This is a genomic window from Kitasatospora sp. NPDC057500 (assembly GCF_042802195.1).
Taxonomy (GTDB): Bacteria; Actinomycetota; Actinomycetes; order Streptomycetales; family Streptomycetaceae; genus Kitasatospora.
Window position 1 is genome coordinate 50658 of the sequence record NZ_JBHVER010000014.1, and the last position, 26718, is coordinate 77375.

General features: G+C 75.1%; 32 protein-coding genes. 8 read left to right on the forward strand and 24 right to left on the reverse strand.

Annotation, left to right across the window (positions count from 1 at the left end; translation table 11 throughout):
- Window positions 1-53: 53 nt before the first annotated feature.
- From trpA to hisI, 10 genes are all read right to left on the reverse strand, one after another.
- Complete coding sequence (gene trpA / locus ACFU74_RS05400; RefSeq protein WP_380752054.1) at window positions 54-863, reverse strand: tryptophan synthase subunit alpha; 810 nt, start codon at window positions 861-863, stop codon at window positions 54-56.
- A gap of 2 nt (window positions 864-865) precedes the next feature.
- The gene (gene trpB / locus ACFU74_RS05405; protein ID WP_380752057.1) at window positions 866-2125 is read right to left on the reverse strand and encodes a tryptophan synthase subunit beta; all 1260 of its coding nucleotides are present in this window, start codon (window positions 2123-2125) and stop codon (window positions 866-868) included.
- Between the two features lie 55 nt (window positions 2126-2180).
- Window positions 2181-2330 (reverse strand): tryptophan biosynthesis modulator TrpM, encoded by a 150-nt coding sequence (gene trpM / locus ACFU74_RS05410; RefSeq protein WP_374119904.1) that lies wholly within the window; start codon window positions 2328-2330, stop codon window positions 2181-2183.
- 10 nt (window positions 2331-2340) lie between these two features.
- On the reverse strand, window positions 2341-3147 hold the full coding sequence (gene trpC / locus ACFU74_RS05415; protein ID WP_380752061.1) for an indole-3-glycerol phosphate synthase TrpC: 807 nt from the start codon (window positions 3145-3147) through the stop codon (window positions 2341-2343).
- Between the two features lie 189 nt (window positions 3148-3336).
- Complete coding sequence (locus tag ACFU74_RS05420) at window positions 3337-3789, reverse strand: DUF2752 domain-containing protein (protein WP_380752064.1); 453 nt, start codon at window positions 3787-3789, stop codon at window positions 3337-3339.
- A 104-nt stretch (window positions 3790-3893) separates the two neighbouring features.
- Window positions 3894-4142 (reverse strand): HGxxPAAW family protein, encoded by a 249-nt coding sequence (locus ACFU74_RS05425; RefSeq protein WP_380752067.1) that lies wholly within the window; start codon window positions 4140-4142, stop codon window positions 3894-3896.
- Window positions 4143-4304: 162 nt separating this feature from the next.
- Window positions 4305-4940, reverse strand: coding sequence for a TIGR02234 family membrane protein (locus tag ACFU74_RS05430; RefSeq protein ID WP_380752070.1), 636 nt, complete (start codon window positions 4938-4940; stop codon window positions 4305-4307).
- Between the two features lie 20 nt (window positions 4941-4960).
- Window positions 4961-5407 (reverse strand): hypothetical protein, encoded by a 447-nt coding sequence (locus ACFU74_RS05435; protein ID WP_380752073.1) that lies wholly within the window; start codon window positions 5405-5407, stop codon window positions 4961-4963.
- A 55-nt stretch (window positions 5408-5462) separates the two neighbouring features.
- The gene (locus ACFU74_RS05440) at window positions 5463-6977 is read right to left on the reverse strand and encodes an anthranilate synthase component I (protein ID WP_380752075.1); all 1515 of its coding nucleotides are present in this window, start codon (window positions 6975-6977) and stop codon (window positions 5463-5465) included.
- Window positions 6978-7030: 53 nt separating this feature from the next.
- Window positions 7031-7402 (reverse strand): phosphoribosyl-AMP cyclohydrolase, encoded by a 372-nt coding sequence (hisI, locus tag ACFU74_RS05445; protein ID WP_380752078.1) that lies wholly within the window; start codon window positions 7400-7402, stop codon window positions 7031-7033.
- Between the two features lie 168 nt (window positions 7403-7570).
- Here hisI and ACFU74_RS05450 point away from each other — a divergent pair, with 168 nt between their 5' ends.
- From ACFU74_RS05450 to ACFU74_RS05465, 4 genes are all read left to right on the forward strand, one after another.
- Entirely contained in the window at window positions 7571-8206 is a 636-nt protein-coding gene (locus ACFU74_RS05450) for a hypothetical protein (RefSeq protein WP_380752081.1), read from the forward strand.
- A gap of 29 nt (window positions 8207-8235) precedes the next feature.
- Entirely contained in the window at window positions 8236-8874 is a 639-nt protein-coding gene (locus ACFU74_RS05455; protein ID WP_380752084.1) for a TIGR03085 family metal-binding protein, read from the forward strand.
- A gap of 137 nt (window positions 8875-9011) precedes the next feature.
- Window positions 9012-9797, forward strand: coding sequence for a VOC family protein (locus tag ACFU74_RS05460; protein WP_380752087.1), 786 nt, complete (start codon window positions 9012-9014; stop codon window positions 9795-9797).
- Between the two features lie 71 nt (window positions 9798-9868).
- Complete coding sequence (locus tag ACFU74_RS05465) at window positions 9869-10636, forward strand: Crp/Fnr family transcriptional regulator (protein WP_380752090.1); 768 nt, start codon at window positions 9869-9871, stop codon at window positions 10634-10636.
- Here the strand turns inward: ACFU74_RS05465 and hisF are convergent.
- The 8 genes from hisF to hisD are packed head-to-tail and all read right to left on the reverse strand — an operon-like array spanning window position 10596 to window position 16376.
- The gene (gene hisF, locus ACFU74_RS05470) at window positions 10596-11366 is read right to left on the reverse strand and encodes an imidazole glycerol phosphate synthase subunit HisF (protein ID WP_380752093.1); all 771 of its coding nucleotides are present in this window, start codon (window positions 11364-11366) and stop codon (window positions 10596-10598) included. The two genes, ACFU74_RS05465 and hisF, sit on opposite strands and share 41 nt — an antisense overlap.
- The gene (locus tag ACFU74_RS05475; RefSeq protein ID WP_380752096.1) at window positions 11363-11803 is read right to left on the reverse strand and encodes a Rid family hydrolase; all 441 of its coding nucleotides are present in this window, start codon (window positions 11801-11803) and stop codon (window positions 11363-11365) included. Before ACFU74_RS05475 ends, hisF begins: the two co-directional genes overlap by 4 nt.
- Window positions 11800-12525 carry a bifunctional 1-(5-phosphoribosyl)-5-((5-phosphoribosylamino)methylideneamino)imidazole-4-carboxamide isomerase/phosphoribosylanthranilate isomerase PriA gene (gene priA, locus ACFU74_RS05480; RefSeq protein ID WP_380752099.1) on the reverse strand — a complete coding sequence of 242 codons (726 nt, stop codon included), beginning with the start codon at window positions 12523-12525 and terminating at the stop codon, window positions 11800-11802. Before priA ends, ACFU74_RS05475 begins: the two co-directional genes overlap by 4 nt.
- 29 nt (window positions 12526-12554) lie before the next feature.
- The gene (hisH, locus tag ACFU74_RS05485; RefSeq protein ID WP_380752102.1) at window positions 12555-13190 is read right to left on the reverse strand and encodes an imidazole glycerol phosphate synthase subunit HisH; all 636 of its coding nucleotides are present in this window, start codon (window positions 13188-13190) and stop codon (window positions 12555-12557) included.
- Between the two features lie 33 nt (window positions 13191-13223).
- Window positions 13224-13361, reverse strand: a complete 138-nt coding sequence (locus ACFU74_RS05490) for a hypothetical protein (protein ID WP_380752105.1) — start codon at window positions 13359-13361, stop codon at window positions 13224-13226.
- A gap of 11 nt (window positions 13362-13372) precedes the next feature.
- The gene (gene hisB / locus ACFU74_RS05495; protein ID WP_380752108.1) at window positions 13373-13966 is read right to left on the reverse strand and encodes an imidazoleglycerol-phosphate dehydratase HisB; all 594 of its coding nucleotides are present in this window, start codon (window positions 13964-13966) and stop codon (window positions 13373-13375) included.
- Between the two features lie 5 nt (window positions 13967-13971).
- The gene (locus ACFU74_RS05500; RefSeq protein ID WP_380752111.1) at window positions 13972-15072 is read right to left on the reverse strand and encodes a histidinol-phosphate transaminase; all 1101 of its coding nucleotides are present in this window, start codon (window positions 15070-15072) and stop codon (window positions 13972-13974) included.
- Entirely contained in the window at window positions 15069-16376 is a 1308-nt protein-coding gene (gene hisD, locus ACFU74_RS05505; protein ID WP_380752114.1) for a histidinol dehydrogenase, read from the reverse strand. The genes ACFU74_RS05500 and hisD overlap by 4 nt, the downstream gene beginning before the upstream one ends.
- A 103-nt stretch (window positions 16377-16479) precedes the next feature.
- Here hisD and ACFU74_RS05510 point away from each other — a divergent pair, with 103 nt between their 5' ends.
- From ACFU74_RS05510 to ybaK, 3 genes are all read left to right on the forward strand, one after another.
- The gene (locus ACFU74_RS05510) at window positions 16480-18060 is read left to right on the forward strand and encodes an oxidoreductase (protein WP_380752117.1); all 1581 of its coding nucleotides are present in this window, start codon (window positions 16480-16482) and stop codon (window positions 18058-18060) included.
- Window positions 18061-18147: 87 nt separating this feature from the next.
- Window positions 18148-18876 (forward strand): LON peptidase substrate-binding domain-containing protein, encoded by a 729-nt coding sequence (locus ACFU74_RS05515; protein WP_380752120.1) that lies wholly within the window; start codon window positions 18148-18150, stop codon window positions 18874-18876.
- Between the two features lie 26 nt (window positions 18877-18902).
- On the forward strand, window positions 18903-19397 hold the full coding sequence (gene ybaK, locus ACFU74_RS05520) for a Cys-tRNA(Pro) deacylase (RefSeq protein ID WP_380752123.1): 495 nt from the start codon (window positions 18903-18905) through the stop codon (window positions 19395-19397).
- Between the two features lie 85 nt (window positions 19398-19482).
- On the opposite strand, the gene ACFU74_RS05525 is transcribed toward ybaK, so the two are convergent.
- From ACFU74_RS05525 to ACFU74_RS05550, 6 genes are all read right to left on the reverse strand, one after another.
- Window positions 19483-20217: a hypothetical protein gene (locus ACFU74_RS05525; RefSeq protein WP_380752126.1), complete on the reverse strand. Its 735-nt coding sequence runs from the start codon at window positions 20215-20217 to the stop codon at window positions 19483-19485.
- Between the two features lie 79 nt (window positions 20218-20296).
- Window positions 20297-21109, reverse strand: a complete 813-nt coding sequence (locus tag ACFU74_RS05530) for an ABC transporter permease (RefSeq protein ID WP_380752129.1) — start codon at window positions 21107-21109, stop codon at window positions 20297-20299.
- Window positions 21106-22104 (reverse strand): ABC transporter ATP-binding protein, encoded by a 999-nt coding sequence (locus tag ACFU74_RS05535; RefSeq protein ID WP_380752132.1) that lies wholly within the window; start codon window positions 22102-22104, stop codon window positions 21106-21108. The genes ACFU74_RS05530 and ACFU74_RS05535 overlap by 4 nt, the downstream gene beginning before the upstream one ends.
- Before the next feature lie 71 nt (window positions 22105-22175).
- Entirely contained in the window at window positions 22176-23465 is a 1290-nt protein-coding gene (locus ACFU74_RS05540) for an NYN domain-containing protein (protein ID WP_380752135.1), read from the reverse strand.
- A gap of 246 nt (window positions 23466-23711) precedes the next feature.
- Window positions 23712-24740: an aspartate-semialdehyde dehydrogenase gene (locus ACFU74_RS05545; RefSeq protein WP_380752138.1), complete on the reverse strand. Its 1029-nt coding sequence runs from the start codon at window positions 24738-24740 to the stop codon at window positions 23712-23714.
- Window positions 24741-24836: 96 nt separating this feature from the next.
- Window positions 24837-25727, reverse strand: a complete 891-nt coding sequence (locus ACFU74_RS05550; protein WP_380752141.1) for a dihydrodipicolinate synthase family protein — start codon at window positions 25725-25727, stop codon at window positions 24837-24839.
- Between the two features lie 72 nt (window positions 25728-25799).
- Between ACFU74_RS05550 and ACFU74_RS05555 the strand changes: the two genes are divergently transcribed.
- The gene (locus ACFU74_RS05555) at window positions 25800-26687 is read left to right on the forward strand and encodes a LysR substrate-binding domain-containing protein (RefSeq protein ID WP_380752145.1); all 888 of its coding nucleotides are present in this window, start codon (window positions 25800-25802) and stop codon (window positions 26685-26687) included.
- Window positions 26688-26718 lie beyond the last annotated feature (31 nt).

Consider the following 26718-nt stretch of genomic DNA (forward strand, 5'->3'; position numbering starts at 1 on the left):
CCGCCACCCCGGGCGGGGTGACGGGCCGTCGGGCACCGCGTGCGAAGGGGCGGCTACCGCCGGCGGACGCCCTGCGCCAGCTCGCCGGCCAGGGCGCGCACCGCGTCCAGCCCGGCCTGCTCGTCCCCGTCCGCGTCCAGGATCCGCTGCACGAACGCCGAGCCGACGATCACGCCGTCCGCGAACCCGGCCACCTGCGCGGCCTGCTCACGGGTCGACACGCCGAGGCCGACGCAGACCGGCAGCTCGGTGGCGGCCCTGGTCCGGGCGACCAGGTCCTCGGCCAGGTCGCCGACCTGCGCCCGGCTGCCGGTCACGCCCATCACCGCGGCCGCGTACACGAAGCCGCTGCCGGCCGCCGTGACCTCGGCCAGCCGCTTGTCCTTGCTGCTCGGCGCGACCACGAACACGGTGTCGAGACCGTGCTCCCCGGCGGCCTTGCGCCACTCCTCGGACTCCTCCACCGGCAGGTCCGGCAGGATGCAGCCCGCCCCGCCGGCAGCGGCCAGGTCGGCGGCGAACCGCGCGACGCCGTACCGGTCCACCGGGTTCCAGTAGGTCATCACCAGCACCGCCGCGGCGGGGTGCGCGGCGGCGACCTCCTGGACGGTGCGCAGCACGTCCTTGATCCGCACGCCGGCCCGCAGCGCGATGTCGTCGGCGGTCTGGATGGTCGGGCCGTCCAGCACCGGGTCGGAGTGCGGCAGGCCGACCTCGACGACGTCGCAGCCGCCCTCGATCAGCGCGTTGACCGCCCGGACGCCGCCGTCCACCGACGGGAAGCCGGCCGGGAGGTAGCCGATCAGCGCGGCGCGGTCCTCCGCCTTGGCGGCGGCCAGGATGCCGCTGAGCTTCGAAGCCATGGTCACTTACCCCCGTGGGCGGAGCCGGCGCCCGGCTCGTCGTAGAGGCCGAAGTACTCGGCGGCGGTGTGCATGTCCTTGTCCCCGCGCCCGGAGAGCGAGACCAGGATGGTGGCCCCGGGCCCGAGCTCGCGGCCCAGCTCCAGGGCGCCGGCCAGCGCGTGCGCGCTCTCGATGGCCGGGATGATGCCCTCGGTGCGGGACAGCAGCCGCAGCGCCTGCATGGCGGCGTCGTCGGTGACCGGCCGGTACTCGGCCCGCCCGGTGTCCTTCAGCCAGGCGTGCTCCGGGCCGACGCCCGGGTAGTCGAGGCCGGCCGAGATCGAGTGCGACTCGATGGTCTGGCCGTCCTCGTCCTGGAGGACGTAGGTGCGCGAGCCGTGCAGCACGCCCGGGTCGCCCTTGGTGAGGGTGGCCGCGTGCCGCGGGGTCTCGGCGCCCTCGCCGGCCGCCTCGCAGCCGATCAGCCGCACCCCGGCGTCCGGGATGAACTCGTGGAAGATGCCCATCGCGTTGGAGCCGCCGCCCACGCAGGCGACGACGGCGTCGGGCAGCCGCCCGGTGCGCTCCAGCACCTGCTCGCGGGCCTCCACGCCGATGACCCGGTGGAAGTCGCGGACCATCATCGGGAAGGGGTGCGGGCCGGCCACGGTGCCGAACAGGTAGTGGGTGGAGTCGACGTTGGCGACCCAGTCGCGGAACGCCTCGTTGATGGCGTCCTTGAGGGTGCGGCTGCCGGAGGTCACGGCCACCACCTCGGCGCCGAGCATCCGCATCCGGGCGACGTTCAGCGCCTGCCGCCGGGTGTCGACCTCGCCCATGTAGATGGTGCAGTCGAAGCCGAACAGCGCGCAGGCGGTGGCGGTGGCCACGCCGTGCTGGCCGGCGCCGGTCTCGGCGATGATCCGGGTCTTGCCCATCCGCTTGGTGAGCAGGGCCTGGCCCAGCACGTTGTTGATCTTGTGCGAGCCGGTGTGGTTGAGGTCCTCGCGCTTGAGCAGGATGCGCGCGCCGCCCGCCTCGGCGGAGAAGCGGTGCACATCGGTCAGCGGGCTGGGGCGGCCGGTGTAGTCCTTGAGCAGCGCGTCGAGTTCGGCGGCGAAGGCCGGGTCGGCCTTGGCCTTCTCGTACTCCTCGGCGACCTGCTCCACGGCGGCGACCAGCGCCTCCGGGATGAAGCGGCCGCCGTACGCGCCGAAGTAGCCGCGCGCGTCCGGCACCTCGGCGCCGGGCAGGTAGTCCTTGTCGGACCGTTCGGACATGGTGGAGTCCCTCGGGAAGATGACGACGGTTGACGGTGACGTCTGTCGGCTGCGGTCAGCCGGACGTCACCCGCCATCGCCGCCCCGGCACCTGCCCGGGCTCGCAGCCGATCACGTACCGCACCCGCCGCCCCAGCACCCGGCGCGCGGGCGCGCGGCAGCCGCGCGGGCGGCAGCCGGGGGCGAGACGGGTGGCGATCTTCATGGCGGCGGCGTCAGTCCTTGTGCCGGATCGCCGGGTGGGCGCCGGCCGCGACCAGGTCGGCCACCGCGGCCCGCGGGTCCTTGCCGGTCACCAGCGACTCGCCGACCAGCACCGCGTCCGCGCCCAGGTTGGCGTAGGAGATGACGTCCAGCGGGCCGCGCACCCCGGACTCGGCGACCTTGACGATGCCGTCCGGGATCGCGTGGACGACGTTGCCGAAGGTGTTGCGGTCCACCTCAAGGGTCTTGAGGTTGCGGGCGTTGACGCCGATGATCCGCGCACCGGCGTCCACCGCGCGCTTGATCTCCTCCTCGTCGTGCACCTCGACCAGCGGGGTGAGGCCGATCGACCCGGCGCGCTCGATCAGCGACACCAGGGCCGGCTGGTCGAGGGCCGCGACGATCAGCAGCGCGAGGTCGGCGCCGTGCGCGCGGGCCTCCCACAGCTGGTAGGCGGTGACGATGAAGTCCTTGCGGAGCAGCGGGGTGTCGACGGCGGCCCGGACGGCGTCCAGGTCGGCCAGCGACCCGCCGAAGCGGCGCTGCTCGGTCAGCACGCTGATCGCGGCGGCACCGCCGGCCGCGTAGTCGATCGCCAGCGACGCCGGGTCCGCGATCGTGGCCAGCGCGCCCTTGGACGGGCTGGAGCGCTTGACCTCGCAGATCACCCGGACACCGTCGCCGCGCAGGGCCGCCACGCCGTCCTTGGCGTCCGGGGCCTTGGCTGCGAGCTCCTTGAGCTCGTCCAGCGAGACCCGGGCCTGCCGCTCGGCGAGGTCCTCGCGGACCCCTTCGACGATCGAGTCGAGCACACTCACTCGGGCGCCCCCATCATGTCTGCTAGTCCTGGTTCTGCTAGCGAGGAGCCGGACGGCCAGCGGGCCTCCGGCCCTTCGATGGTATCGGCAAGGGGGAGCGCACAGCGCATCCACCCGGCGCGCGTCTCACGGAACGGACCCCCGGGCACCGCCGCGAGCTGCGGCTTCACACCGTCGCCACCGCGGCGGTCAGACCGGCGGCGGGGCCAGGCCGGCACCGACCGGCAGGTTGCGGACCACCGTGAAGACCAGCACGAGCAGCCCCACCAGCACCCAGCGGCGGGCCCCGAGCGCGAGCCCGGGCCCGGGCCGGCCGCGCACCGCCGCCCAGAGCCAGCGCGCCCACAGCACCCCCAGCACGGCGAACAGCAGCACCGCCACCGCGTTGTCGTGCAGCGCCGCGCTGAGGTCCCCGTGGGTCAGCGCGTGCACGCAGCGCAGCCCGCCGCAGCCGGGGCACCACCAGCCGGTGGCCGCGAGGAAGGGGCAGTCCGGGTAGTGCCCGGGCACGTTCGGGTCCACCGCGGCGATGTACCCGGCGGGAATGGCCACGGCCGCGGCTGCGGCCAGCGGCGGCACCAGCCGGCGCGGCGCGGAGGGCCGGGCGGAGGCGGTGGGGGCGGGGGCGGCGTTCACGCCCATGATTGTGCCCGCCCCGGAGCCCGGGCGCGCCCCTTCGGCCCGGCCCGGGCGGGAGAAGCGGAACGGCGGCCCGTGGGCCGCCGTTCGCGCGAGGTGCCGGTGGATCAGGCCGAGGCGGCGGCCAGCGCGGCCTGCTCCTCGTGGGTGTACACGTTCGTGCTGGGCTGCTTGCCCATGCCCGCCATCGACATGGCCTTGCCGACCACGCCGCCGAGCAGGACGACCCCGAGGCCCGCCCAGGTGAGCAGCACCGACGGCAGGATCATCGCGACGCCCGCGACGCAGAAACCGAGGAACGAGATGGTCACCCCGGTCCAGGCGGCGGGGTTGTGGCCGTGTGCTGCTGCTGCCATTGGATGGTGCTCCTACGCTCTCGGGGCCCGGGCCGGGCCTGCTCGGCCCCTCACGGGTTGACGTGTCCCATTGACGTCTCCATTGTGCCGGGCCACACACCGGCGTCCCAAAGGGGGTGGCGGGTCTATCGCGTCACAGTGCGCGGGCCCGTCCGCGGCCGGTCAGCCGGCCGTCGGGTCCTCGCCCCGGTCCAGCGCCTTCCACAGGTCCGCCGGGCTCTCCGCGGCTGCCTTCCGCTTGGCCGGGGCCTTGCCGCCGGGTGCCTCGTAGCGGCTGCCCATGGCCGGCCAGCCGCGCCCGAACCGGACGGTCAGCAGCCCGGCCACCGCCAGCAGCAGCCCGCCCAGCAGCGCCACCCACGGCCAGGCGGTGTGCCCGACCCCGGTCGCGGCCGAGCCGGTCAGCGCGAGCTTGCGGGCCGCCTCGGCGTCCAGCGCGGCGGTGTCCCCGGCGCCCGCCACGGCGGCGGCCGCCGCGCCCAGCCCGGCCAGCAGGGTCAGCACCCCCACCGCGAGCCGGCCCGCGCCGCGCACCGCGAACACCGCGACCGCCGCCGCCAGCGCCACCAGCGCCAGCCCGGCGGGCAGTTCGGAGATCTTCCCGCCGGTGACGGAGACCTCCAGGGTCCCCGCCGTCCCCTCGGCCCAGACCCGGCCGGCGGCGGTCAGCACCAGCACCACGCCCAGCGCGGTGAGCAGCAGCATCACCGCGAGCGTGCGCCGCCCGGCCCGCGCGGCGGGCGGCGGTGCGGCGGCGGGGTCGGCGGGCACGGTGTCGGCAGGGGCTTCAGCGCTCACCGCACCAGTGTCCCCCGGCCTCACCCCGCCGCCGCACCCGGGGTGGACGGCTCGGTGGGGAAGTCGCCGGTCTCCAGCACCAGCGTCCGCTCCGCCAGCGGCAGGAAGAGATCGTTCCCGAACGGCACCCGCTCCGCCTCCCGGTACCCGACGCCGGGCAGCGGACGGCTGTGCACCGTGCAGACCCCCTCCCCCGGATCCACCACGACGTACAGCGGGACGCCCGCGGCGGCGTGGAAGCGGTGGCGCTCGGCCCGCTCCGGCGCCGGGAGCACGTCCAGCACCACCAGCGCGTCGACGGCCCGGTAGTGCCCGGCGGGGTCCGGCACCGCGCCCGGGGCGAGCAGCACCAGCGCGGCCGCCCGCCCCTCCAGCCGCACATCGGCGAGCACGCCGCCGTGGCCGCCCGGCTGCCGCACGAGCTGCTCCCTGGCGGCGGTCACGATCCGCCGCTGCACGTCCGGCATCCTGCTGCCCCTTTCCGCCGCGGCGGTCCCCGCGACCCGCGCGGGGGCCGGCGTGCTACGGCTTACGCAGCGTATTCGCCGTGGCCACCGCGCGCAGGACGGCGGCGGCCTTGTTGCGGCATTCGGTGTCCTCGCCGTGCGGGTCGGAGTCGGCCACCACGCCGGCGCCGGCCTGGACGTACGCGGTGCCGTCGCGCAGCACCGCGGTGCGGATGGCGATCGCGGTGTCGGAGTCGCCGGCGAAGTCCAGGTAGCCGACGCAACCGCCGTACAGGCCGCGGCGGGTGGGCTCCAGCTCCTCGATGATCCGCATCGCCCGCGGCTTGGGCGCGCCGGACAGGGTGCCGGCCGGGAAGCAGGCGGTCAGCACGTCGAAGGCGGTCCGCCCCTCGGCGACCCGGCCGGTCACCGTGGAGACGATGTGCATCACGTGGCTGTAGCGCTCGATCTGCATGAAGTCGACGACCTCGACGCTGCCCGGCTCGCAGACCCGCCCGAGGTCGTTGCGCCCGAGGTCGACCAGCATCAGGTGCTCGGCCCGCTCCTTGGGGTCGGCGAGCAGTTCGGCGGCCAGCTCGGAGTCCTCCTGCGGGGTGGCGCCGCGGTGCCGGGTGCCGGCGATCGGGTGCAGCATCGCCTCGCCGTCGGTGACCTTGACCAGCGCCTCCGGGCTGGAGCCGACCACGTCGAAGCCGCCCTCGGCGCCGCCGTCCGGGCCGGGGAAGCGGAACAGGTACATGTACGGGCTCGGGTTGGTGGTGCGCAGGACCCGGTAGACGTCCAGCGCGGAGGCCGGGCAGGGTGCCTCGAACCGCTGCGAGGGCACCACCTGGAACGCCTCGCCGGCCCGGATCCGCTCCTTGATCTCCTCCACCGCGGCCCGGTAGGGCGCCCCGCCGAACGGCGAGCGGACGTCGCCGGGGCCGCTCGGGGTGAAGGTGGCCAGGCCCGGGTCGACCGGCTTGAGCAGGTCGGCCTCCATCGCGTCGAGCCGGGCGACGGCGTCCGCGTAGGCCTCGTCCGCGCCGCTGGCCAGGTCGTTGTGGTTGACCGCGTTGGCGATCAGCAGCACGGTGCCGTCGGCGTGGTCGAGCACGGCGAGGTCGGTGGCGAGCAGCAGGGTCAGCTCGGGCAGCTTCAGGTCGTCCGGGTTGAGGTCGGGCAGCTTCTCCAGCCGGCGGACCACGTCGTAGCCGAGGTAGCCGACCAGGCCTCCGGTGAGCGGCGGCAGGCCGTCGTCGGCGCTGCGCGGGGTGTGCAGGGCCTGGAGCGCGGCGCGCAGCACCTCCAGCGGGTCGCCGGTGGTGGGGATGCCGACCGGCGGGGCGCCGAGCCAGCGGGCGTCGCCGTCCGGGCCCGCGGTCAGGGTGGCGGCGCTGCGGACGCCCACGAAGGAGTAGCGCGACCAGCTGCGGCCCTGCTCGGCGGACTCCAGCAGGAAGGTGCCGGGGCGCTCGCCGGCGAGGCTGCGGTAGAGGCCGATCGGGGTGAGGCCGTCCGCGAGGAGCCTGCGGGTGACCGGGATGACCCGGGTGTCGACGGCGAGCTTGCGGAAGCCTTCGAGGTCCATGACGGGCGGCACCTTACGACGGAGGGGCGGAAGGGGGGTGGTCGGCCGGGCGGTCAGCCGAGCGGGAGCACGTCGGCGTCGAAGCAGGTGCGGTCGCCGGTGTGGCAGGCGGCGCCGGTCTGGTCGACCTTGACCAGCAGGGTGTCGCCGTCGCAGTCCAGCGCGACCGACTTGACCGCCTGGACGTGGCCGGAGGTGTCGCCCTTCACCCAGTACTCCCGGCGGCTGCGGCTCCAGTAGGTGCAGCGGCCGGTGGTGAGGGTGCGGTGCAGCGCCTCGTCGTCCATCCAGCCCAGCATCAGCACCTCGCCGGTGTCGTACTGCTGCGCGACGGCCGGCAGCAGGCCGTCGTCGGTGCGCTTGAGCCGGGCGGCGATCTCGGGGGCCAGGGCGGTGGAGCCGGGGGCGGCGGGTGAGGTGGACATGGGGCCATTGTGTCAGCCCGGTCCGGACGGCCGGGCGGCCGTCCGGATCCCGGCCGTCGCCGTGAACCGCGGCAGGACCGGCACGACGGGTGCCGGGCCGACCATCCGATCGAACGAGTTGTGCCAACCGCCTGCCGGGCGGCCCCGGTCTGCGCCATTCTCGTGGTCATGAGCTCCGAGCAGCGCGCCGCCGGACCCGCCGGGCCGTCGGGCGACGACGACCGCCCCCGCCCGGGGGGCGACTCCGACACCCGGCCCTCCCGGGGCCTGCTGATCACCGTCGCGGCGGTGCTGGCGGTCCTGCTCGCGGTGGTCGCGACGGTCCTGCTGTGGCCCGAGGACGATCCGGCGCCCAAGCCCCCGCCGCCGCCCTCCCCCACCACGGCCACGCCGACCCCCACCCCGACGCCCACACCCACGCCGACGCCCACCCCGACGCCGTCCAAGGTGGTCCCGTACAGCTTCTTCCCGGTCGGCACCTGCCTGGACCACCCGCAGCTGAGCAAGACGGTCACCAAGCCGGAGCCCCGTCCCTGCGAGGAGAAGCACGACGGCGAGGCGATCGCCGGGCAGCTGCTGCCGGAGGGGCTGACCGGCGACTACCAGCTGGCCAACACGATGCGGGACGGCTGCAAGGAGGCGCAGGCCGCCGCCGAGGCCCGGCAGGGCGGCGGCGGGCCGTACTACAGCTACCCGGTGGGCCCCAGCCACACCTTCTACCAGCAGGGCTGGCGCGACTACATGTGCGTCCTGACGGCGAGCAACCGGCAGGGTTCCACCAAGCTCACCGGCCGGCTGCGCTGAACCGCCGTCAGCCCTCTTAGGGTGGAGGCATGTCGAACCACGCCCTCGCCGAGCGCCACCGCTTGGCCGAACTGCTGGCCGCCGCCGGGCCGGACGCGCCCACCCTCTGCGCCGGGTGGTCCACCCGGGACCTCGCCGCCCACCTGGTGATCCGCGAGCGGCGGCCGGACGCCGCCGCGGGCATCCGGATCGGCCCGCTGGCGGGCCACACCCACCGGGTGCAGGAGTCCTACGCCGACCGGCCCTACGAGGAGCTGGTCCGGCTGTTCCGCTCCGGCCCACCGGTGCTGTCGCTGTTCTCGCTGCCCGGCGCGGACGAGGCGGCCAACACCGTCGAGTACTACGTGCACGCCGAGGACGTCGCCCGGGCCGGCGACGAGCCCGGCCCGCGGCCCGCGCCGCCCGGGCGGGCCGAGGCGCTCTGGCGCCGCCTGCCGCTGATCGCCCGGCTGGAGGCGGGCCGCCGCTCCCCGGTGCGGCTGGAGCTGAACCGCCCGGACGGCCGCGGCCTGACCGTCGGCCCGGCCGGCTCGCCGACCGTGCGGATCACCGGCGAGCCGGGCGAGCTGCTGCTCTTCGCCTTCGGCCGCGGCGCCCACGCCGAGCTGACGGTGGACGGCCCCTCCGACGCCGTCGAGGCGCTGCGGCACGTCCTGCCGCTGCCGTAGGAGCCCCCGCGAAGGGCCCCGGCTGCGGATGTCAGTGGTGGGGTGCAGACTCGCAGATGGCAGAGTCCGGGCGGGTCACCGCCCGGTCCTGCCCCGTCGTGCACCGGCTCCCCTCTCCCTCGAAGGGACGCTCCACCATGCTCACCACCGACTTCCCCGCCGGCTCCCCCTGCTGGGTCGACCTCGGCAGTCCGGACCCCGCCGCCACCGCGACCTTCTACGGGGCGGTCTTCGGCTGGACCTTCCGGTCCGCCGGTCCGGAGGCGGGCGGCTACGGCTTCCTCCAGTTGGGCGGGCGGACGGTCGCGGCCGTCGGCCCGCTCACCGAGGAGGGCGCCCGGTCCGCCTGGACGACGTACTTCCACGCGCCCGACGCCGAGGCCGCCGCCAAGGCCGTCGAGCAGTCCGGCGGCACCGTCCGGGTCCCGGCCTTCGACGTGATGGACGCGGGCCGGATGGCCCAGCTGACCGATCCGCAGGGCGCCCGGTTCGCGGTCTGGCAGCCCGGCACGGTCAGCGGTCTGGACGTCGTGTCCGAGGACGGCGCGCTGATCTGGGTCGAGCTGCACACCGGTGCGGTGGACGCGGGCTACGCCTTCTACCGGAAGGTGTTCGGCTGGCGCTCCGAGGACTTCCCCGCGCCCGGCATGACGTACAAGGTGGTCTCCCCGGCCGAGGGCGGCCTTCAGGAGACCGGCTTCGGCGGCATCGCCCCCGTGATGGACCAGGACCAGCCGTCGAGCTGGACGCCGTACTTCGGCGCCACCGACGTGGACGGCGCGGTCGCCCGGGCCACCGGCGCCGGTGCCACCGTGCTGATGGGCCCGGAGGACGTCCCGGACGTCGGCCGGATCGCCTGGCTGGCCGACCCGTTCGGCGCCCCCTTCGCACTGATCAAGGGAGAGCCGCCGAAGGAGTCCTGACCCGCTTCCGCGGCGGCACCCCCTGCGCTAACCTCCCGAGCGGGCGTGCGGGCAGCGCAGGGGGTGACGCCGTGCGGCGTGCGGGAGCGGACCGGGACTGGCCCGAGGGCACCCTGCTGGCCGAGCTGCGCCGCGACGGCTCGCCCGCCGCGCTCGCCGCCGAGCAGGCCGTCCTGCGGCTGGGCACCCGGCGCTCGCACGGCCACGGCGAGACGCTGATCCTGGACCGGGACCTCGGCGGCTTCGTGCTGCTCCTGATGGCCGGCTTCGCCAAGGCCACCGTCGAGGACACCGCCGGCGCGACCGCCCTGCTGGACGTCCGCGCCTACGGGGACGTGGTCGGCGAGGCCGCCGCCCTCGACGGCCGGCCCCGCTCGGCGACCGTCACCGCGGCCGGACCGGTCACCGTGCGCCGGATCTCCCAGCCCGACTGGCTGCACTGGCTCGGCGCCCACGCCCCGGCCGGCATCGCGCTGAGCCGCTGCCTGGTGCACCGCGGCCGGACCACCACCCGCCGCCTGGTCGGCCTCGCCTCCGAACCGGTGCAACGCCGGCTCGCCCGTCAGCTGGCCGACCTGGCCCTGCGGTACGGCACCGCGGGCCCGCGCGGCGTCGGCATCACCGTCCGCCCGCGGCTGACCCAGGCCGAGCTGGCCGCGCTGACCGGCGCCGGCGAGCGCCGGGTCCACCACGCCCTGCACGAGCTGGCCGGCCTCGGCCTGATCCGGCTGGGCCGGCGCAGCACCACCGTGCTCTCGCTGCCCGGCCTGCTGGAGCTGGCCGGGGAGGACGAGGGCTTCAGCGGACCGGGTGCCCGGCCTCCCGCAGCGCGTTCTTGACCTCGCCGATCCGTAGGTCGCCGAAGTGGAAGACGCTGGCGGCCAGCACCGCGTCCGCGCCGGCCTCCACCGCCGGGGCGAAGTCGGCGAGCTTCCCGGCGCCGCCGGAGGCGATCACCGGCACCGAGACGGTCTTGCGGACGGCCCGGATCAGCTCCAGGTCGTAGCCGTCCTTGGTGCCGTCGGCGTCCATCGAGTTGAGCAGGATCTCGCCCGCGCCCAGCTCGGCGGCGCGCCCGGCCCACTCGACGGCGTCCAGGCCGGTGCCCTTGCGGCCGCCGTGCGTGGTGACCTCGAAGCCGGAGGCGGTCTCGGTGCCCTCGGGGCAGCGGCGGGCGTCCACCGAGAGCACCAGCACCTGGCGGCCGAACCGCTGGGCGATCTCCCGGACCAGCTCGGGGCGGGCGATGGCGGCGGTGTTGACGCCGACCTTGTCGGCGCCGGCCCGCAGCAGCTTGTCGACGTCCTCGACGGCGCGGATGCCGCCGCCGACGGTGAGCGGGATGAAGACCTGCTCGGCGGTGCGGCGGACCACGTCGTAGGTGGTCTCGCGGTCACCGGAGGAAGCGGTGATGTCGAGGAAGGTCAGCTCGTCGGCGCCCTCGGCGTCGTAGAGCTTGGCCATCTCGACCGGGTCCCCGGCGTCACGGAGGTTCTGGAAGTTGACGCCCTTGACCACGCGGCCGGCGTCGACGTCCAGGCAGGGGATGACACGTACTGCGAGGGTCACGGCTGATTGCCTTCCAGAGCTTCCAGGGTCGCGGCGAGTCCGGCGCGGTGGGCGTCGAGTTCGACCTCGACGAGCATCCGCGAGTCGACCAGGCTCTCGACCACCACGACGGCGGCCACCGGGCGCACCGCGCCGAAGAGCTCGTGGTGGGCGCGGCCCGCCGCGTCGATGTCACGGGCGTGGGTGAGGTACATCCGGGTGCGGACCGCGTCGTCCGCCGTCAGACCGTACGCGGCCAGGGCCTCCAGCGCGTTGCCGAAGGCGGCCTTCGCCTGCTCGTAGGGGTCGCCCTCGCCGTACAGCACGCCGTCCACCAGCGGCCTGGCGCCGGCCACGTGCACCTGGTCCCCGGCGGCGACCGCCTGCGACGCGCCGAGGAGGTCCTCCCAGTGCGAGAACCCGCCGACCCGGCCGCGTACGATCCGACGTTCCGTCATCCCGAAACCGCCTCCAACGCCTCTCCGAGGGTGAACTTCTGCTCGTAGAGTGCCTTGCCCACGATGGCGCCCTCGACTCCCTCGCCGACCAGGCCCGCAATCGCCCGCAGGTCGTCCAGCGAGGAGACGCCGCCGGAGGCGACCACCGGCTTGTCGGTGGCGGCGCAGACGTCGCGCAGCAGCTGCAGGTTGGGGCCGGTCAGGGTGCCGTCCCGGTTGACGTCGGTGACCACGTAGCGGGCGCAGCCCTCGGCGTCCAGGCGGGCCAGCACGTCGAAGAGCTGGCCGCCCTCGCTGGTCCAGCCGCGGCCGCGCAGGGTGGTGCCGACCACGTCCAGGCCGACGGCGATCTTGTCGCCGTGCTCGGCGATGGCCTTGGCGACCCACTCGGGGCTCTCCAGGGCGGCGGTGCCGAGGTTGACCCGGGTGCAGCCGGTGGCCAGGGCGGCGGCGAGCGAGGCGTCGTCGCGGATGCCGCCGGACAGCTCGACCCTGATGTCCAGGGTGCCGGTGATCTCGCGCACCAGGTCCCGGTTGGAGCCGGTGCCGAAGGCGGCGTCGAGGTCGACCAGGTGCAGCCACTCGGCGCCGGCGTCCTGCCAGGCGAGGGCGGCGGCGAGCGGCTCGCCGAAGGAGGTCTCGGTGCCGGAGGCGCCCTTGACCAGGCGGACGGCCTGGCCGTCCCGGACGTCGACGGCGGGCAGCAGTTCGAGGCGGCTCATGGTGTTACAACTCCGTCGTCAGGGGGTCGTCAGAGGGTGCTGACCCAGTTGGTCAGCAGGGCGGCGCCGGCGTCGCCGGACTTCTCGGGGTGGAACTGGGTGGCCCACAGCGGGCCGTTCTCGACGGCCGCGACGAACGGCTGCCCGTGGGTGGCCCAGGTGACCAGCGGCGGGTTGATCCGCGCGCTGTGCGCCTCCAGCTCCCAGGTGCGCACCCCGTAGGAGTGGACGAAGTAGAAGCGGGTGTCCGCGTCCAGGCCGGCGAACATCCGGCTGCCCTCGGGGGCGTCCACGGTGTTCCAGCCCATGTGCGGCACGACCGGCGCCTCCAGCGGCTCCACCGTGCCCGGCCACTCGTCGCAGCCGGCGGTCTCCACGCCGTGCTCGACGCCCTTCTCGAAGAGGATCTGCATGCCGACGCAGATGCCCATGACCGGTCGGCCGCCGGCCAGCCGGCGCCCGACGATCCAGTCCCCGCGGACCGACTTCAGTCCGCGCATGCAGGCCTCGAAGGCGCCGACGCCGGGGACCAGCAGGCCGTCGGCGTCCATCGCGGTCCGGTAGTCGGAGGTGACGGTGACGTTCGCCCCGGTCCGCTCCAGGGCGCGCTGCGCCGAACGGAGGTTGCCCGAGCCGTAGTCGAGCACCACGACGTTCTTGCCCATGTTCAGGTGTCCAGTCTTTCGTTCGCTCGACGGTTACAGACGCATGAGGCCCGAGCCCAGGCACATCACGGCGCCCAGCGCGAGCACCAGGATGACGCCCTTGGACTGCTTCTGCTTCCAGAACGAGATGACGCCGCCGGCCAGGAACAGTCCGACAAAGATCAGGATCATCGCGGAGTTGCTCACAGCGCACCCTTGGTCGACGGGAGGATGCCGGCCGCGCGCGGGTCGCGCTCGGCGGCGTAGCGCAGGGCCCGGGCCAGCGCCTTGAACTGGCACTCCACGATGTGGTGCGCGTTGCGCCCGTACGGCACGTGGACGTGCAGGGCGATCTGCGCCTGGGCCACGAAGGACTCCAGGATGTGCCGGGTCATGGTGGTGTCGTAGGTGCCGATCATCGGCGCCATCTTCTCCGGCTCGCTGTGCACCAGGTAGGGGCGGCCGGAGAGGTCGACGGTCACCTGGGCGAGCGACTCGTCCAGCGGCACGGTGCAGTTTCCGAACCGGTAGATGCCGACCTTGTCGCCGAGCGCCTGCTTGAAGGCGGCGCCGAGCGCGAGGGCGGTGTCCTCGATGGTGTGGTGGGTGTCGATGTGCAGGTCGCCGTCGGTCTTCACGGTGAGGTCGAAGAGGCCGTGGCGGCCGAGCTGGTCGAGCATGTGGTCGTAGAAGCCGACGCCCGTGGAGATGTCGGTCTTGCCGGTGCCGTCCAGGTCTATCTCGACCAGGACGGAGGTCTCCTTGGTGGTGCGCTCGACGCGTCCGGTGCGGGTCATTCGGGTTACAGCTCCTTGATCACTGTGGCGACGGCGTCCAGGAAGGCGTCGTTCTCGGCGGGGGTGCCGGCGGTGACGCGCAGCCACCCCGGGACGCCGTTGTCACGGACCAGGACGCCGTGGTCGAGGATGGCCTGCCAGACGGCGTGGGTGTCGGCGAAGCGGCCGAACTGGACGAAGTTGGCGTCCGAGTCGGTCACCTCCAGACCGAGCCCGCGCAACGCCTCGACCAGCCGGTCGCGCTCCTCCTTGAGCCGGCCGACGTAGCCGAGCAGGGTGTCGGTGTGCTCCAGGCAGGCCAGCGCGGTGGCCTGGGTGACGGCCGACAGGTGGTAGGGGAGACGGACCAGCTGCACCGCGTCCACCACCGCTGGGTCGGCGGCCAGGTAGCCCAGGCGCAGCCCGGCCGCGCCGAAGGCCTTGGACATGGTGCGGGAGACCACCAGGTTGGGGCGGCCCTCGGTCAGCGGCAGCAGCGAGTCGCGGTGCGAGAACTCGACGTACGCCTCGTCGACCACCACCAGGCTGGGCCGGGCGGCCTGCGCGGCCTCGTAGAGCCGCAGCACGGTACCGGCCTCGACGGCGGTGCCGGTCGGGTTGTTCGGCGAGCAGACGAACACCACGTGCGGGCGGTGCTCGGCGATCGCCGCGGCGGCGGCGTCCAGGTCGATGGTGAAGTCGGCGTTGCGGGGGCCGGAGATCCAGCCGGTGCCGGTGCCGCGGGAGATCAGCGCGTGCATCGAGTACGAGGGCTCGAAGCCGAGCGCGGTGCGGCCAGGGCCGCCGAAGGTCTGCAGCAGCTGCTGGAGCACCTCGTTGGAGCCGTTGGCGGCCCAGACGTTCTCCCGGGCGACGGCGTGGCCGGTGGTGCGGGTGAGGTACGCCGCCAGGCCCTCGCGCAGCTCGACCGCGTCCCGGTCGGGGTAGCGGTTGAGGTGGCGGGCGGCCTCGGCGACCCGCTCGGCGATCCGGGCGACCAGCTCCTCGGGGAGCGGGTACGGGTTCTCGTTGGTGTTCAGCTGGACCGGGACGTCGAGCTGCGGGGCGCCGTAGGGCGACTGGCCGCGCAGCTCGTCCCGGACGGGAAGGTCGTCGATGGTGGTCACGCGCTCGGCACACTCCACTCGAATCGGGCCTTGATCGCGTCACCGTGACCGGGCAGGTCCTCGGCGTTCGCCAGGTTGACGACGTGCTCGGCGATGCCGGCCAGCGCCTCGCGGTCGTACTCGACGACCTGCACGCCGCGCAGGAAGGTCTGCACGGACAGGCCCGAGGAGTGGCAGGCGCAGCCGCCGGTGGGCAGCACGTGGTTGGAGCCGGCCGCGTAGTCGCCGAGCGAGACCGGGGTGAACCGGCCGAGGAAGATCGCGCCGGCGTTGCGGACCTTCGCGGCGACCGCGTGCGGGTCGCGGGTCTGGATCTCCAGGTGCTCGGCCGCGTAGGCGTTGACCACGGTCAGGCCCTGCTCCAGGTCGTCGACCAGGATGATGCCGGACTGCCGGCCGCCCAGCGCCTCGGCCACCCGCTCGCTGTGCCGGGTGCGGGCGACCTGGGCCTTCAGCTCGGCCTCGACCGCGTCGGCCAGCGCCACCGAGTCGGTGACCAGCACCGAGCCCGAGGTCGGGCCGTGCTCGGCCTGGCTGATCAGGTCGGCGGCGACGTCCACCGGGTCGGCGCTGTCGTCGGCGAGGACGGCGATCTCGGTCGGGCCGGCCTCGGAGTCGATGCCGATCCGCCCGGCGAAGTAGCGCTTGGCGGCGGCCACGTAGATGTTGCCGGGGCCGGTGACCATGTTCACCGGCTCGCACTCCTCGGTGCCCAGCGCGAACATGGCGACCGCCTGGGCGCCGCCGACCGCGTACACCTCGGTGACGCCGAGCAGCGCGCAGGCCGCCAGGATGGTCGGGTGCACCCGGCCGCCGAAGGCCTTCTGCGGCGGGGAGGTCACCGCGATGCCGCGGACCCCCGCCTCCTGCGCCGGCACCACGTTCATCACAACGGAGGACGGGTAGACGGCCAGGCCGCCCGGCACGTACAGCCCGACCCGGTCCACCGGCACCCAGCGCTGGGTCACCGTGCCGCCCGGCACCACCTGGGTGGTGTGCCCCTCGCGGCGCTGGTCCCCGTGCACGATGCGGGCGCGGCGGATCGACTCCTCCAGCGCGGCGCGCACCTTCGGCTCCAGCCCCTCCAGGGCCTCGGCGATCTGCTCGGCGGGGACCCGGGTGGACTCCAGCCGCACGCCGTCGAAGCGCTCGGTGATCTCGATCAGCGCCGCCACCCCGCGATGATGCACGTCCTCCGCGATCGGGCGCACCGTCTCCAGGGCGGCCGCGACGTCGAAGTCGGCACGGGGCAGCAGGTCGCGCGGGTCGTCGAGCGAGCCGCGCAGATCGATTCGAGAGATCACGCCACCCAGTGTAAGGAGTGGCCGGAACCGGCGGTCCCGCATTTCAGTCCGTGATACGAAGGGCGAGACGGCCGGGGGAGGCCGGGGACATCTGGGGGGAACCGTGACGGATCGGGCACCGGACGGCTGGACCGCCGCGGAGCAGGCGCTCTGGGAGGCGTTCCGGCACGGCCGCATCCACGACCTGCGCAGCGGCGGGGCCTCCGAGGACGACCCGTTCGGCGAGGCCGTCTGGGGCCCGGAGCGGACGATCCGCGCGGTGGTGCTCTCCCGCCTGCTGCTGGACGGTCCGGCCGCCGTCCCCGGCCGGGTCGCCTCGCTCAAGCTGACCGGCGCCCTGGTCACCGGGCCGCTGCGGCTGGCCGGCGGCACCATAGGGCACTACGTCGAACTGCACGACTGCCGCTTCGACCAGAAGATCCTCATGTCCGAGGCCGAGGCCGGCACCCTGCGCCTGGTCGGCTGCCGGCTCCCCCGCCTGGAGGCCTCCCGGCTGACCACCTCCGGGGACCTCCACCTGGCCCGCTGCCGCATTCCGCAGGGCGTACGGCTCACCGACGCCCGGATCGGCACCGACCTGCTGCTCAACCAGGCCGTCCTGGGCGGCGACCGGTACGGCCGGGCGCTGTCCGCCGACGGCCTCGCCGTCAGCCAGGACTTCGAGGCCGAACGGCTGGAGGCCGTCGGCGAGGTCAGCCTGCGCACCGCCCGGATCGGCGGCCGGCTCTCGCTGCGCGGCGCCCTGCTGCGGGCCGTCCCGGAGAACCCCAACGCGCTCAACGCCCCCCGGATCACCGTCGGCCACACGCTGTACCTCAGCAGCTCCGCCGACCGCGGCTGGACCGACTCGCAGTCCTACTACGGCTCCGGCTACGGCCAGGCCGTCCCGCCGAGCGCCGACAGCACGCCGTTCCGCGCCTACGGCCGGGTGCGGCTCTCCGACGGCCGGTTCGAGAACGCCTGCCTGATCTCCGGCGCCGAGTTCCACCTCGACGAGGGCGACGAACTGGCCCTGCGCCGGATCCAGACCCCCGAGCTGCGGTTCACCTGCCGCACCCCGCCCACCGGCACCGTCTCGCTCTCCCGCGCCCGGATCGGCAACCTCGTCGACGCCCCCGACGCGTGGCCGCAGGGCAGGCACCTCGGCCTCACCGGCTTCACCTACGAGTGCCTGCGCCCGGCCGCGCCGTTCACCGTCCAGCAGCGGATCGCCTGGCTGGAGAGCGCCTCGGTGGACTTCCAGCCCGAGTCCTACGAGCAGCTCGCCGCCGCCCTGCGCCGGGACGGCGCCGACGACGACGCCCGCACGGTGCTCTACGCCAAGCAGCGCCGCCGCCGGCAGACCCTCCCGCTGCCGGCCCGGATCTGGGGCCGGGTCCAGGACGCCACCGTCGGCTACGGCTTCCGCCCCGGCCGGGCCGCGCTGTGGCTGCTGCTCGCCTGGGCGCTCGGCAGCCTCTACTTCGCCACCCACCCGCTGCAACCGCTCAAGGCCGACGAACGCCCGCACTGGAACCCGGTGCTCTACGCGCTCGGCCAGCTGCTGCCGGTCGTCGACCTCGGCCAGAAGGGCTGGAACCCCGGCGGCACCGCCCAGTGGGTCTCCTCCGGCCTGGTCATCGTCGGCTGGGTGCTCGCCACCACGGTCGCCGCCGGTGCCACCCGGATGCTCCAGCGGCTCTAGCTAGGCCGGTGCCGGTCCCGGTCGCGCTCCCGGTCCGGGGCCAGGGCCGTGGACGCCCGCCGGGCCCGGGGAACTACGCTGTCCGCCGTGACAGAACGGCTTCCGCTCTTCCCGCTGAACACGGTGCTCTACCCGGGCCTGGTGATGCCCCTCAACGTCTTCGAGGAGCGCTACCGCCGTCTCGTCGCCGACCTGCTGGAGCAACCCGAGGACCAGCCGCGCCGCTTCGGCGTGCTCGCCATCAAGGACGGCCGCGAGGTCGCCCCGGTCCGTCCCGACGACGGGCCGGCCGGCCCGCTGGACGGCCTCGGCACCGCCACCGGCGACCCGCTGGAGGCGCTCCACCACATCGGCTGCATCGCCGACGTCACCTCCGTCCAGCCGCAGCCGGACGGCCGGTACGAGCTGCTGGTCACCGGCACCACCCGGTTCTGGCTCCGGTCCGTGGACGTCGGCGGCCCCTACCTCGTCGGCGAGCTCGAACCCATCGAGGAGCGCACCGGCGAGGGCTCCGGCGCGCTCGCCGCCGAGGTCGAGCGGATCTTCCGCACCTACCAGCGCCGGCTCGCCGGCGCCCGCGAGGCCAGCACCGTCGGCCGCCAGGAACTGCCCGAGGACCCGCAGGTGCTGTCCTACCTGGTCGCCGCGGCCGCCGTCCTGGAGGTCCCGCTCAAGCAGCAGCTGCTCGCCTGCCCCGACAACGCCCAGCGGCTGCGCGCCGAGCTGGACCTGCTGCGCCGCGAGACGGCGGTGCTCGGCTGGCTGCCCTCGCTGCCCGCCGTCAACCTCACCCGCCAGTCCTTCAGCCCCAACTGACCGAGCCCACCGATCGGGGAGCCCCCGTGGCCAAGAAGCCGAAGAAGGGCGGCCAGGGCACGCCCGCGACGGTCGCCCTGGAGACCGCCGCCGTGCCGTTCACCGTCCACTCCTACGAGCACGACCCGGCCGCCGCCTCCTACGGCGGCGAGGCCGCCGAGGCGCTCGGCGTACCGGCCGAGCGGGTGTTCAAGACCCTGGTCGCCGACGTCGACGGCGTGCTGACCGTCGGCGTCGTCCCGGTCGCCGGCCAGCTCGACCTCAAGGCGCTCGCCGCGGCCGTCGGTGGCAAGCGCGCCGCGATGGCCGACCCGGCCGCCGCCGAACGCAGCAGCGGCTACGTCCTCGGCGGCATCTCCCCGCTGGGCCAGCGCCGCCCGCTGCGCACCGTCGTCGACGCCAGCGCCCTCACCCACCCCACCGTCTACGTCTCCGCCGGCCGCCGCGGCCTGGAGGTCGAGCTCTCCCCCGCCCACCTCGTCACCCTCACCGGCGCCCGCACCGCCCCCATCGCCCGCTGACCCCCCGCGCGCAGCGAAAGGGCCCGGCGCCGCACCGTCCCCGCGACCCGGGCCCCGCACCGCATCCGTCCGACGAGCCGCCCCGTCAGCCCTCCCGCCGGTCCGCCGGAGCCCCGGCGTCCACGGCCGCGGGCCCCGGCACCCAGTACGGCGGCGGGTCCTCCTCGCGCTTGCCGAAGGCCGCCGACAGCGCCAGCAGCAGCACCATCGCCGCCATCGGCCAGGCCAGCACCGCGCCGTAGGCCCCGAGGTCGATGTCCGCCTGGAAGTGCCCGCCGTCCCCGACCCGCCGCGCCTCCGCGACCAGGTCGCTGCCCGGCCCGAGCCACCGCCCGAGCCCCCACGCCCCCACCGACGCCAGCAGGCCGCCGGCCGCCAGCCCGACCGCCACCGCGATCCCGCCGCCCCGCTTCCGGGTGACCAGGAACGCCCCCAGCGCGGTCAGGACGCCCATGCCGAGCCCGAGCAGCACGAACACGCTGTCGGCCCCGGCCCGCTGCTCCCCCTCGGGGTCGCCGTAGAGGATCTTGTTGCCGTCGACCACCAGCGGCACCCTGGGCGCCAGCCAGGCCCACAGCCCGCCCATCACGACCCCCAGCACCAGGCAGGCCAGCACCGTGGCCGCCCCGACCCTCAGCTCGGGCAGCAGCCGCTGCGCCATCGGCTCCGCGGGCTGCTCCTTCCCGTCCACCAGGTCCGGCCCCGGCGGCAGCGCGTACGGATCACGTGCGGCGGGCGGACCGGCTTCGGCGTGCGGAGCGGGCACGGCGTCCGCCGGGACGGCGTCGGCGGGGTCCGGAGGTGTGTTCGGTACGGTCACGCCCCCCATCGTTTCACGGCCGCCACCCCCGCGGCCCGGCCACCCACCGACCGGCCGACCGGCCGCCCGGGCCCGGCCCCTAGCGCCGGGTGGCCCGCCGGTACGCCCAGGTGGCGACGGCCAGCGACACCACGCCCACCCCCGCGCACACCGCGAGGTCCCCGGCCACCGCCGCCCAGTCCGGCGACGGCCGGAACGTCCGGGCGAACGCCTCCACCGCGTAGGTGGACGGCAGCAGGTCGCGCAGCCACAGCACCGGCTGCGGCAGGTGGTCCACCGGCAGGACGCCGAGCAGCAGCGCCGCCGACATGCCCAGCTGCCCCAGCATGGTGGCGATCTCCTGCTTGGGCGCGAGCAGCCCGCAGGCCGCGCCGAGCCCGGAGAGCGCCGCCCCGGCCAGCGGCACCACCGCGAGCAGCACCCACAGCTGTCCGAGCGGCAGTCCGAACATCACCGCGCCGACGGCCGCCGTGACCAGCGTCCCGGGCAGGGTGAACGAGGCGAACGCGGCGGCCGCGCCCAGCACCACCGAGGCGGCCGGAACCGGGAGCGTCGCGTAGTGGTCCAGCCCGCCGCTGGCCCGCAGCCGGCCGAAGTACTGGGCCAGCAGGTTGAGCGCCACGAAGGCGACCACCAGCACGCTGGAGCCGGACACCACGTAGCGGGCGGCCGAGGTCTGCCCGGCGTCGACGACGCCCCGCATCATCACCAGGATGCCGAGCGACTGGAAGGTGGCCACGAACAGCAGCGGGATCCGCGCCACCCGGGCCCGGGCGAGCTGCGCCCGGTAGACGGCGGCGAGGGCGGGCAGCAGCCGGGCGGCGGGGGCCAGCGGGGCGGGCCCGCCGGCCGCGTCCGGGGTGGTCCGCGGCGGTGAGGAGAGCAGCGTCACTTGGCCAGTCCTCCGTGGCGGCCGCCCAGTTTGAGGTAGGCGTCCTCAAGGCTCGGGGTGGCCAGGGTGAAGTCGTCCAGGGCGGCGAAGGCCGGGCCGGTGGTGACGGCTGAGACCAGTTCGCGGGCCTGCTCGGGGGTGGTGCGGACGGTCCAGCGGCGGCCGGTGCGCTCGGCCCGTTCGGCGAGCGCCGCGACCGCGGGGACGTCCAGCGGTGCCTCGTCCCGCCAGACCAGGTCGAGCCGGACGTCGCCGTCGACCAGTGCCTTGAGGCCGCCGGGGGTGTCGCAGGCGATCACCCGGCCCTCGTCGACCACGGCGACCCGGTCCAGTACGGTCTCCGCCTCGATCACGTTGTGGGTGACCAGCAGCACGGTGGTGGCGCGCTCGGCCCGGCGGCGTTCGACCGCCGACCAGACGGACCGCCGGGCGACCGGGTCCATGCCGGTGGTGGGCTCGTCGAGGACGAGCAGCGGTCGGTCGCCGACCAGGGCGGCGGCGACGCAGGCGAGCCGCCGCTGGCCGCCGGAGAGCTTGGCGAGCGGCCGCTGGGCGAGCGGTTCCAGGGCCAGCTCGGTGATCACCTCGTCGGCGGCGGCGCGGGCCGCGGCCCGGCTCAGGCCGCGCAGCCGTCCGGTGGTCTCGGCGGCGAGGGCGACGGTCAGCTCGTCGAGCGCGGTGGACTCCTGGCCGAGGTAGCCGAGCAGCCGGGCGGCCCGTTCGGGGTGCCGGACCACGTCGTGGCCGAGGATCTCGATGCTGCCCGAGTCGGGCCGCAGCAGTCCGGTGAGCTGTCGCACCAGGGTGGACTTGCCCGCGCCGTTGGGTCCGAGCAGGCCGAAGATCTCCCCCTGCCGGACGGTCAGGGTGATGCCGTCGTTGGCCCGGATCACGCCGGCGGAGGCCCCGCGCCCGGCGCGGTACGTCCGGACCAGGTCCCGTACGGCACAGCACGGCGAGGTCTCCTGGGGTGCCCGCCCGGCCGTCTCACTCACGACCGAAGACTCTACGCGGTGCAACGGGCGAAGCGGACAACGGGGCCCCGCCCCGGCTCCCGGGCGGCCGGTCAGTCGTCGACGACCAGGTCCCCGCCGGGGACGCGGGCGGCGAGCTCCTTCCAGAAGCCCGCCCGGATCGCGTACCGGTCGTGCTCGTCGATCTGGTCGTCCTTGTGCGCCAGCAGCCCGAAGCGGGCGGCGTAGCGCAGCAGCTCGCCGTCGACCCGGTGCGGGATGCGCGGGTAGCCGGGCCACAGCACGGTGAGCCGTTCGGCGTCGCCGATCCGGCTGGTCCAGCGGCGGGCGAAGACCTGGCCGACCTCGTGGGCGTCGCCGCCGATCGAGGTGATGTCCTCCTCGCGGTCGGCCCAGCGCTGTTCGGCGGTGGTGAGCTGGGCGAGGGTCGGCAGGCCGTCGCCGGCGGTGACGGCGGGCTCGGCGACGGGCCGGTCGATCCAGCCGCGGTCGGAGGACCAGCGCAGCACCGGGCCGGTCTGCTGCTGACCGTTCTGCTGGCCGTTCTGCTGCTGGGCGACGGCGGCCTGCCGGTCGGCGCTGCGTCCGGCGAGGTCCTTGGGGGTGGGGACGACCTTGAGCCCGGCGGCGGCCGGCTGCGGGCCGCCGTTGACGGCGGCGGCGGGCGCGGCGGTGCCGGCGGGGGCCGCCGCGGGTTCGTCGGCGGCGGGGCCGCCGGGCACCTGGGCCGCGGGCAGCGGGCCGGGCAGGGCGGCGGGGGGTGCGGCGGGCGGGGCGGAGAGGATCTTGGCGATGTCGTGCCGGGCGCCGGGGCCGGGGAAGACGCTGGAGGTGTCGCGCAGGCTGAACGACCCCTCGATCCACTCGCGGTCCAGCACCCGCCGTTCGTCGGCCTCGCCGACGAGGTCCTCGGACTGGTTGAAGTCGCCGTCGGCGGCCTGCAACGCCCAGAGGTGGACGACGACGCCGTGCTCCTTGGCGGACATCATGCCGGGCAGCAGGTCGCCGTCGCCGGTGATCAGCACGACGTCGGAGCAGGCCCGGTTGCGGGCGAGTTCGGAGAGCTCGGCGTGCATCGCGGCGTCGACGCCCTTCTGCACCCAGCGGCCCTCGGCCCTGGTGAGCGCGCCGAGCCGGACGGTGACCCGGGGCAGGACCCGCAGCCGCCGGTGCTCGGGCATCGGGCGGCGTTCGGGCGCGGCGTCGAACCAGTAGATCCGCAGCAGCGGCAGGCCGGTCTCGGCCTCGGCGCGCTCGCGCAGGGCGGCGATCAGCGCGGTGTGGTCGACGGTGACCTTGGAGCGGGAGGAGTCGCCGGCGAGCAGACTGGCGGCGGCGCCCAGCAGGTATCCGGCGTCCACCAGGACGACACAGCGGTCCATCGCGCACCTCTTTCCGCTCGCCCTCGGGGTGGGGCTCCGCCGGGTCCGACGGTGCCGGGGTGGGCGGGGTGCGCCCGGGCCCGGACGGCGTGGGGTGAGGGTGAGCCCGCAGCTGCCCGATCGTTTGGGTCAGCTTTTCCCCCAGATCCGCCCGCCGAACCTCGGCCGGCCACCGCTTTCCCCCGCACAGCACGCGGGCCCCCGTCCGATCCCGGACGGGGGCCGCTGTCGGTGCGCGGGGTCCGCTCAGCCCTTGAGCTCCGCGGCGACCAGCTCGGCCAGCTGGACGGCGTTGAGCGCGGCGCCCTTGCGCAGGTTGTCGTTGGAGACGAACAGCGACAGGCCGTTCTCCACCGTCTCGTCGACCCGGATGCGGCCGACGTAGCTGGGGTCCTGGCCGGCGGCCTGGAGCGGGGTGGGGATCTCGCTCAGCTCGACGCCGGGGGCGCCGGTGAGCAGCTCGACCGCGCGCTCGGTGCTGATCGGGCGCTCGAAGCGGGCGTTGATCTGCAGCGAGTGGCCGGAGAAGACCGGGACGCGCACGCAGGTGCCGGCCACCTTCAGCTCGGGGATGCCGAGGATCTTGCGGCTCTCGTGGCGGAGCTTCTGCTCCTCGTCGGTCTCGTTGGAGCCGTCCTCGACGATCGAGCCGGCCAGCGGGACGACGTTGAAGGCGATCGGGCGCTTGTAGACCTTGGGCTCGGGGAACTCGACCGCCGAGCCGTCGTGGGCGAGCGCGGCGGCACCGTCGACGACCTTGGCCGCCTGGTCCTGGAGCTCGGCCACGCCGGCCACGCCGCTGCCGGAGACGGCCTGGTAGGTGGAGACGACGAGGGCGGCGAGCCCGGCCTCCTCGTGCAGCGGGCGCAGCACGGGCATGGCGGCCATCGTGGTGCAGTTCGGGTTGGCGATGATGCCCTTGGGCCGGTCGGCGATCGCCTCGGGGTTGACCTCGGCGACGACCAGCGGGACCTCGGGGTCGCGGCGCCAGGCGGAGGAGTTGTCGATGACGACGGCGCCCGCGGCGGCGGCCTTGGGGGCGAGCGCCTTGGAGGTGGCGCCGCCGGCCGAGAAGATCACGATGTCAAGGCCGGCGTAGTCGGCCGTGGCCGCGTCCTCGACGGTGACCTCGGTGCCCTTCCAGGGCAGCGTGCGCCCGGCCGAGCGGGCCGAGGCGAACAGCCGCAGCTGCTCCACCGGAAGGTTGCGCTGGGCCAGGATCTCGCGGACCACGCCGCCCACCTGGCCGGTCGCCCCGACAATGCCGATCTTCATCCGACTACTCCTCTTGATCTTGCCGCTCATGGCCGCACTCCGCCCATCATGCCTTGTCACCGGCACCGGACGGTCCCGCATTCCATCCTGTGGTCCTCAGTGGTCCAGACCACTGACGAGTTCCAGCGCCCGCGCGACCTCCGCCGGCCCGGCCGGCAGCAGCGGCAGCCGGACGTCCGGCGTCGGGATCCGCCCCTGCGCGTGCAGCACCCCCTTGACCACTGCCGGGTTCGGCGCGGCGAAGGCCGCCACCGCCAGCGCGGTCAGCCGGTGGCCCAGCTCACGGGCCCGGGCCGCGTCCCCGGCCCGCCACGCCTCGGCCAGCTCGACGAAGCGCCCGGTGGCCAGGTGCGCGGAGGCCAGGATGCCGCCGTCCGCGCCCAGCGCCAGCAGCGGCGCCAGCACCGCGTCGTCCCCGCCCAGCACGGAGAACCCGGCCGGCGCCCCGGCCAGCAGCTCCACCGCCGCCTGGTCCACCCCGCCGGTCGCGTACTTGACGCCCGCCACGTTCGGCAGCGCGGCCAGCTCCAGCAGCGCGGCCCCGGACAGCGCCTGCCCGGTCCGGTACGGGATGTGGTAGACGACCAGCGGCACCGGACTGGCCTCGGCCAGCGCCCGGAAGTGCGCGACCGTCCCGGCCTCGCCCGGCCGGACGAAGGACGGCACGGTGACCAGCGCACCCGCCACCCCCGGCACCCGCCCGGCCAGCGCGGCCAGCTCCTCGGCGGCCGCGGCGGTGCCCGGCCCGCCCGCGCCGACCAGCAGCGGCACACCGCGCCGGGCGCAGACCTCCGCACAGACCTCGGTGACCGCGCGCCGCTCGTCCGCGCCCAGCGCGGCCGGCTCGCCGGTGGTGCCGAGCGCGACCAGCCCGGCCGCACCCTCGTCGAGCACCGAGCCGGCCAGCTTCTCCAGCGCGTCCAGCGCCACCGAGCCGTCGGCCGCGAACGGGGTGACCAGCGGGACGAGAATGCCCTTGAGTTCCATGCCCACGATCCTCGGGTCCGCCGATCCCGCAGGTCCAGTTCACGTTTCCGAAGCTTCTCGTAAGCTGAGCCGATGCTCGACGTCCGACGCCTGCGCCTGCTGCGCGAACTCGCCCACCTCGGCACCATCGCCGCCGTCGCCGAGGCGCTCAGCTTCAGCCCCTCGGCGGTCTCCCAGCAGCTGTCCGTCCTGGAGAAGGAGGCCGGCGTCCCGCTGCTGGAGCGCACCGGCCGCCGGGTCGCCCTCACCCCGGCCGGACGCAACCTGGTCCGGCACGCCGAGGCCGTGCTGGAGCGGCTGGAGCAGGCGGACGCCGAACTCGCCCACGCCCGCGAGGGGCTGGCCGGCCCGCTGCGGATCGGCACCTACCCGTCGGCGGCCCGCGCGATCATCCCCGCCGTCCTGGCCGAACTGGCCGGCTGGCACCCGGGGCTGGAGCCGATGGTCACCGAGGTCGACCCGGCCGAGGTCGCGGCGGCGCTGCGCGCGGGCGAGCTGGACGTGGCGCTGGTGCACGAGTACGACCTGGTGCCCGCCGACCCGGAGCCCGGCCTGGCGGTCACCCGGCCGATCTTCACCGAGCCGATGTACCTGGCGGCCCGCACCCCCGGCGCCGTCGCCGACCAGCGCGCCGAGCCGTGGATCCTCGCCCCGCCGGGCACCCTGTGCCACAGCATGGCCGTCCGGGCCTGCGAGGCCGCGGGCTTCGCGCCCCGGATCCGCCACCAGATCGACGACTTCGCGACCGTGCTCGCCCTGGTCGCGGCCGGCCAGGGGGTGGCGCTGGTCCCGCACCTCGGCACCGACCGGCCCCCGCCGGGGGTCGTCCTCACCCGGCTGCCGATGTACCGGCGCACCCGCACCGCCTTCCGCGCGGGCGCCGGCGCCCACCCGGCGATCTCCGCCTTCGTCTCCGCCCTGCACACCGCCGTGCCGGCCCCGCTGCGCAACTCCGCGTAGCGGTGGGCGCCCGTACCCGGCCGGGTACGGG

What these genes read in the sequence shown, in the direction of transcription:
- trpA (WP_380752054.1), bottom strand. Translation starts at nt 863, where the DNA reads ATGGCTTCGAAGCTCAGCGGCATCCTGGCCGCCGCCAAGGCGGAGGAC.
- trpB (WP_380752057.1), bottom strand. Translation starts at nt 2,125, where the DNA reads ATGTCCGAACGGTCCGACAAGGACTACCTGCCCGGCGCCGAGGTGCCG.
- trpM (WP_374119904.1), bottom strand. Translation starts at nt 2,330, where the DNA reads ATGAAGATCGCCACCCGTCTCGCCCCCGGCTGCCGCCCGCGCGGCTGC.
- ACFU74_RS05420 (WP_380752064.1), bottom strand. Translation starts at nt 3,789, where the DNA reads ATGGGCGTGAACGCCGCCCCCGCCCCCACCGCCTCCGCCCGGCCCTCC.
- ACFU74_RS05425 (WP_380752067.1), bottom strand. Translation starts at nt 4,142, where the DNA reads ATGGCAGCAGCAGCACACGGCCACAACCCCGCCGCCTGGACCGGGGTG.
- ACFU74_RS05435 (WP_380752073.1), bottom strand. Translation starts at nt 5,407, where the DNA reads ATGCCGGACGTGCAGCGGCGGATCGTGACCGCCGCCAGGGAGCAGCTC.
- ACFU74_RS05440 (WP_380752075.1), bottom strand. Translation starts at nt 6,977, where the DNA reads ATGGACCTCGAAGGCTTCCGCAAGCTCGCCGTCGACACCCGGGTCATC.
- hisI (WP_380752078.1), bottom strand. Translation starts at nt 7,402, where the DNA reads ATGTCCACCTCACCCGCCGCCCCCGGCTCCACCGCCCTGGCCCCCGAG.
- ACFU74_RS05450 (WP_380752081.1), top strand. Translation starts at nt 7,571, where the DNA reads ATGAGCTCCGAGCAGCGCGCCGCCGGACCCGCCGGGCCGTCGGGCGAC.
- ACFU74_RS05455 (WP_380752084.1), top strand. Translation starts at nt 8,236, where the DNA reads ATGTCGAACCACGCCCTCGCCGAGCGCCACCGCTTGGCCGAACTGCTG.
- ACFU74_RS05460 (WP_380752087.1), top strand. Translation starts at nt 9,012, where the DNA reads ATGCTCACCACCGACTTCCCCGCCGGCTCCCCCTGCTGGGTCGACCTC.
- ACFU74_RS05475 (WP_380752096.1), bottom strand. Translation starts at nt 11,803, where the DNA reads ATGACGGAACGTCGGATCGTACGCGGCCGGGTCGGCGGGTTCTCGCAC.
- priA (WP_380752099.1), bottom strand. Translation starts at nt 12,525, where the DNA reads ATGAGCCGCCTCGAACTGCTGCCCGCCGTCGACGTCCGGGACGGCCAG.
- hisH (WP_380752102.1), bottom strand. Translation starts at nt 13,190, where the DNA reads ATGGGCAAGAACGTCGTGGTGCTCGACTACGGCTCGGGCAACCTCCGT.
- ACFU74_RS05490 (WP_380752105.1), bottom strand. Translation starts at nt 13,361, where the DNA reads ATGATCCTGATCTTTGTCGGACTGTTCCTGGCCGGCGGCGTCATCTCG.
- hisB (WP_380752108.1), bottom strand. Translation starts at nt 13,966, where the DNA reads ATGACCCGCACCGGACGCGTCGAGCGCACCACCAAGGAGACCTCCGTC.
- ACFU74_RS05540 (WP_380752135.1), bottom strand. Translation starts at nt 23,465, where the DNA reads ATGGACCGCTGTGTCGTCCTGGTGGACGCCGGATACCTGCTGGGCGCC.
- ACFU74_RS05545 (WP_380752138.1), bottom strand. Translation starts at nt 24,740, where the DNA reads ATGAAGATCGGCATTGTCGGGGCGACCGGCCAGGTGGGCGGCGTGGTC.
- ACFU74_RS05550 (WP_380752141.1), bottom strand. Translation starts at nt 25,727, where the DNA reads ATGGAACTCAAGGGCATTCTCGTCCCGCTGGTCACCCCGTTCGCGGCC.
- ACFU74_RS05555 (WP_380752145.1), top strand. Translation starts at nt 25,800, where the DNA reads ATGCTCGACGTCCGACGCCTGCGCCTGCTGCGCGAACTCGCCCACCTC.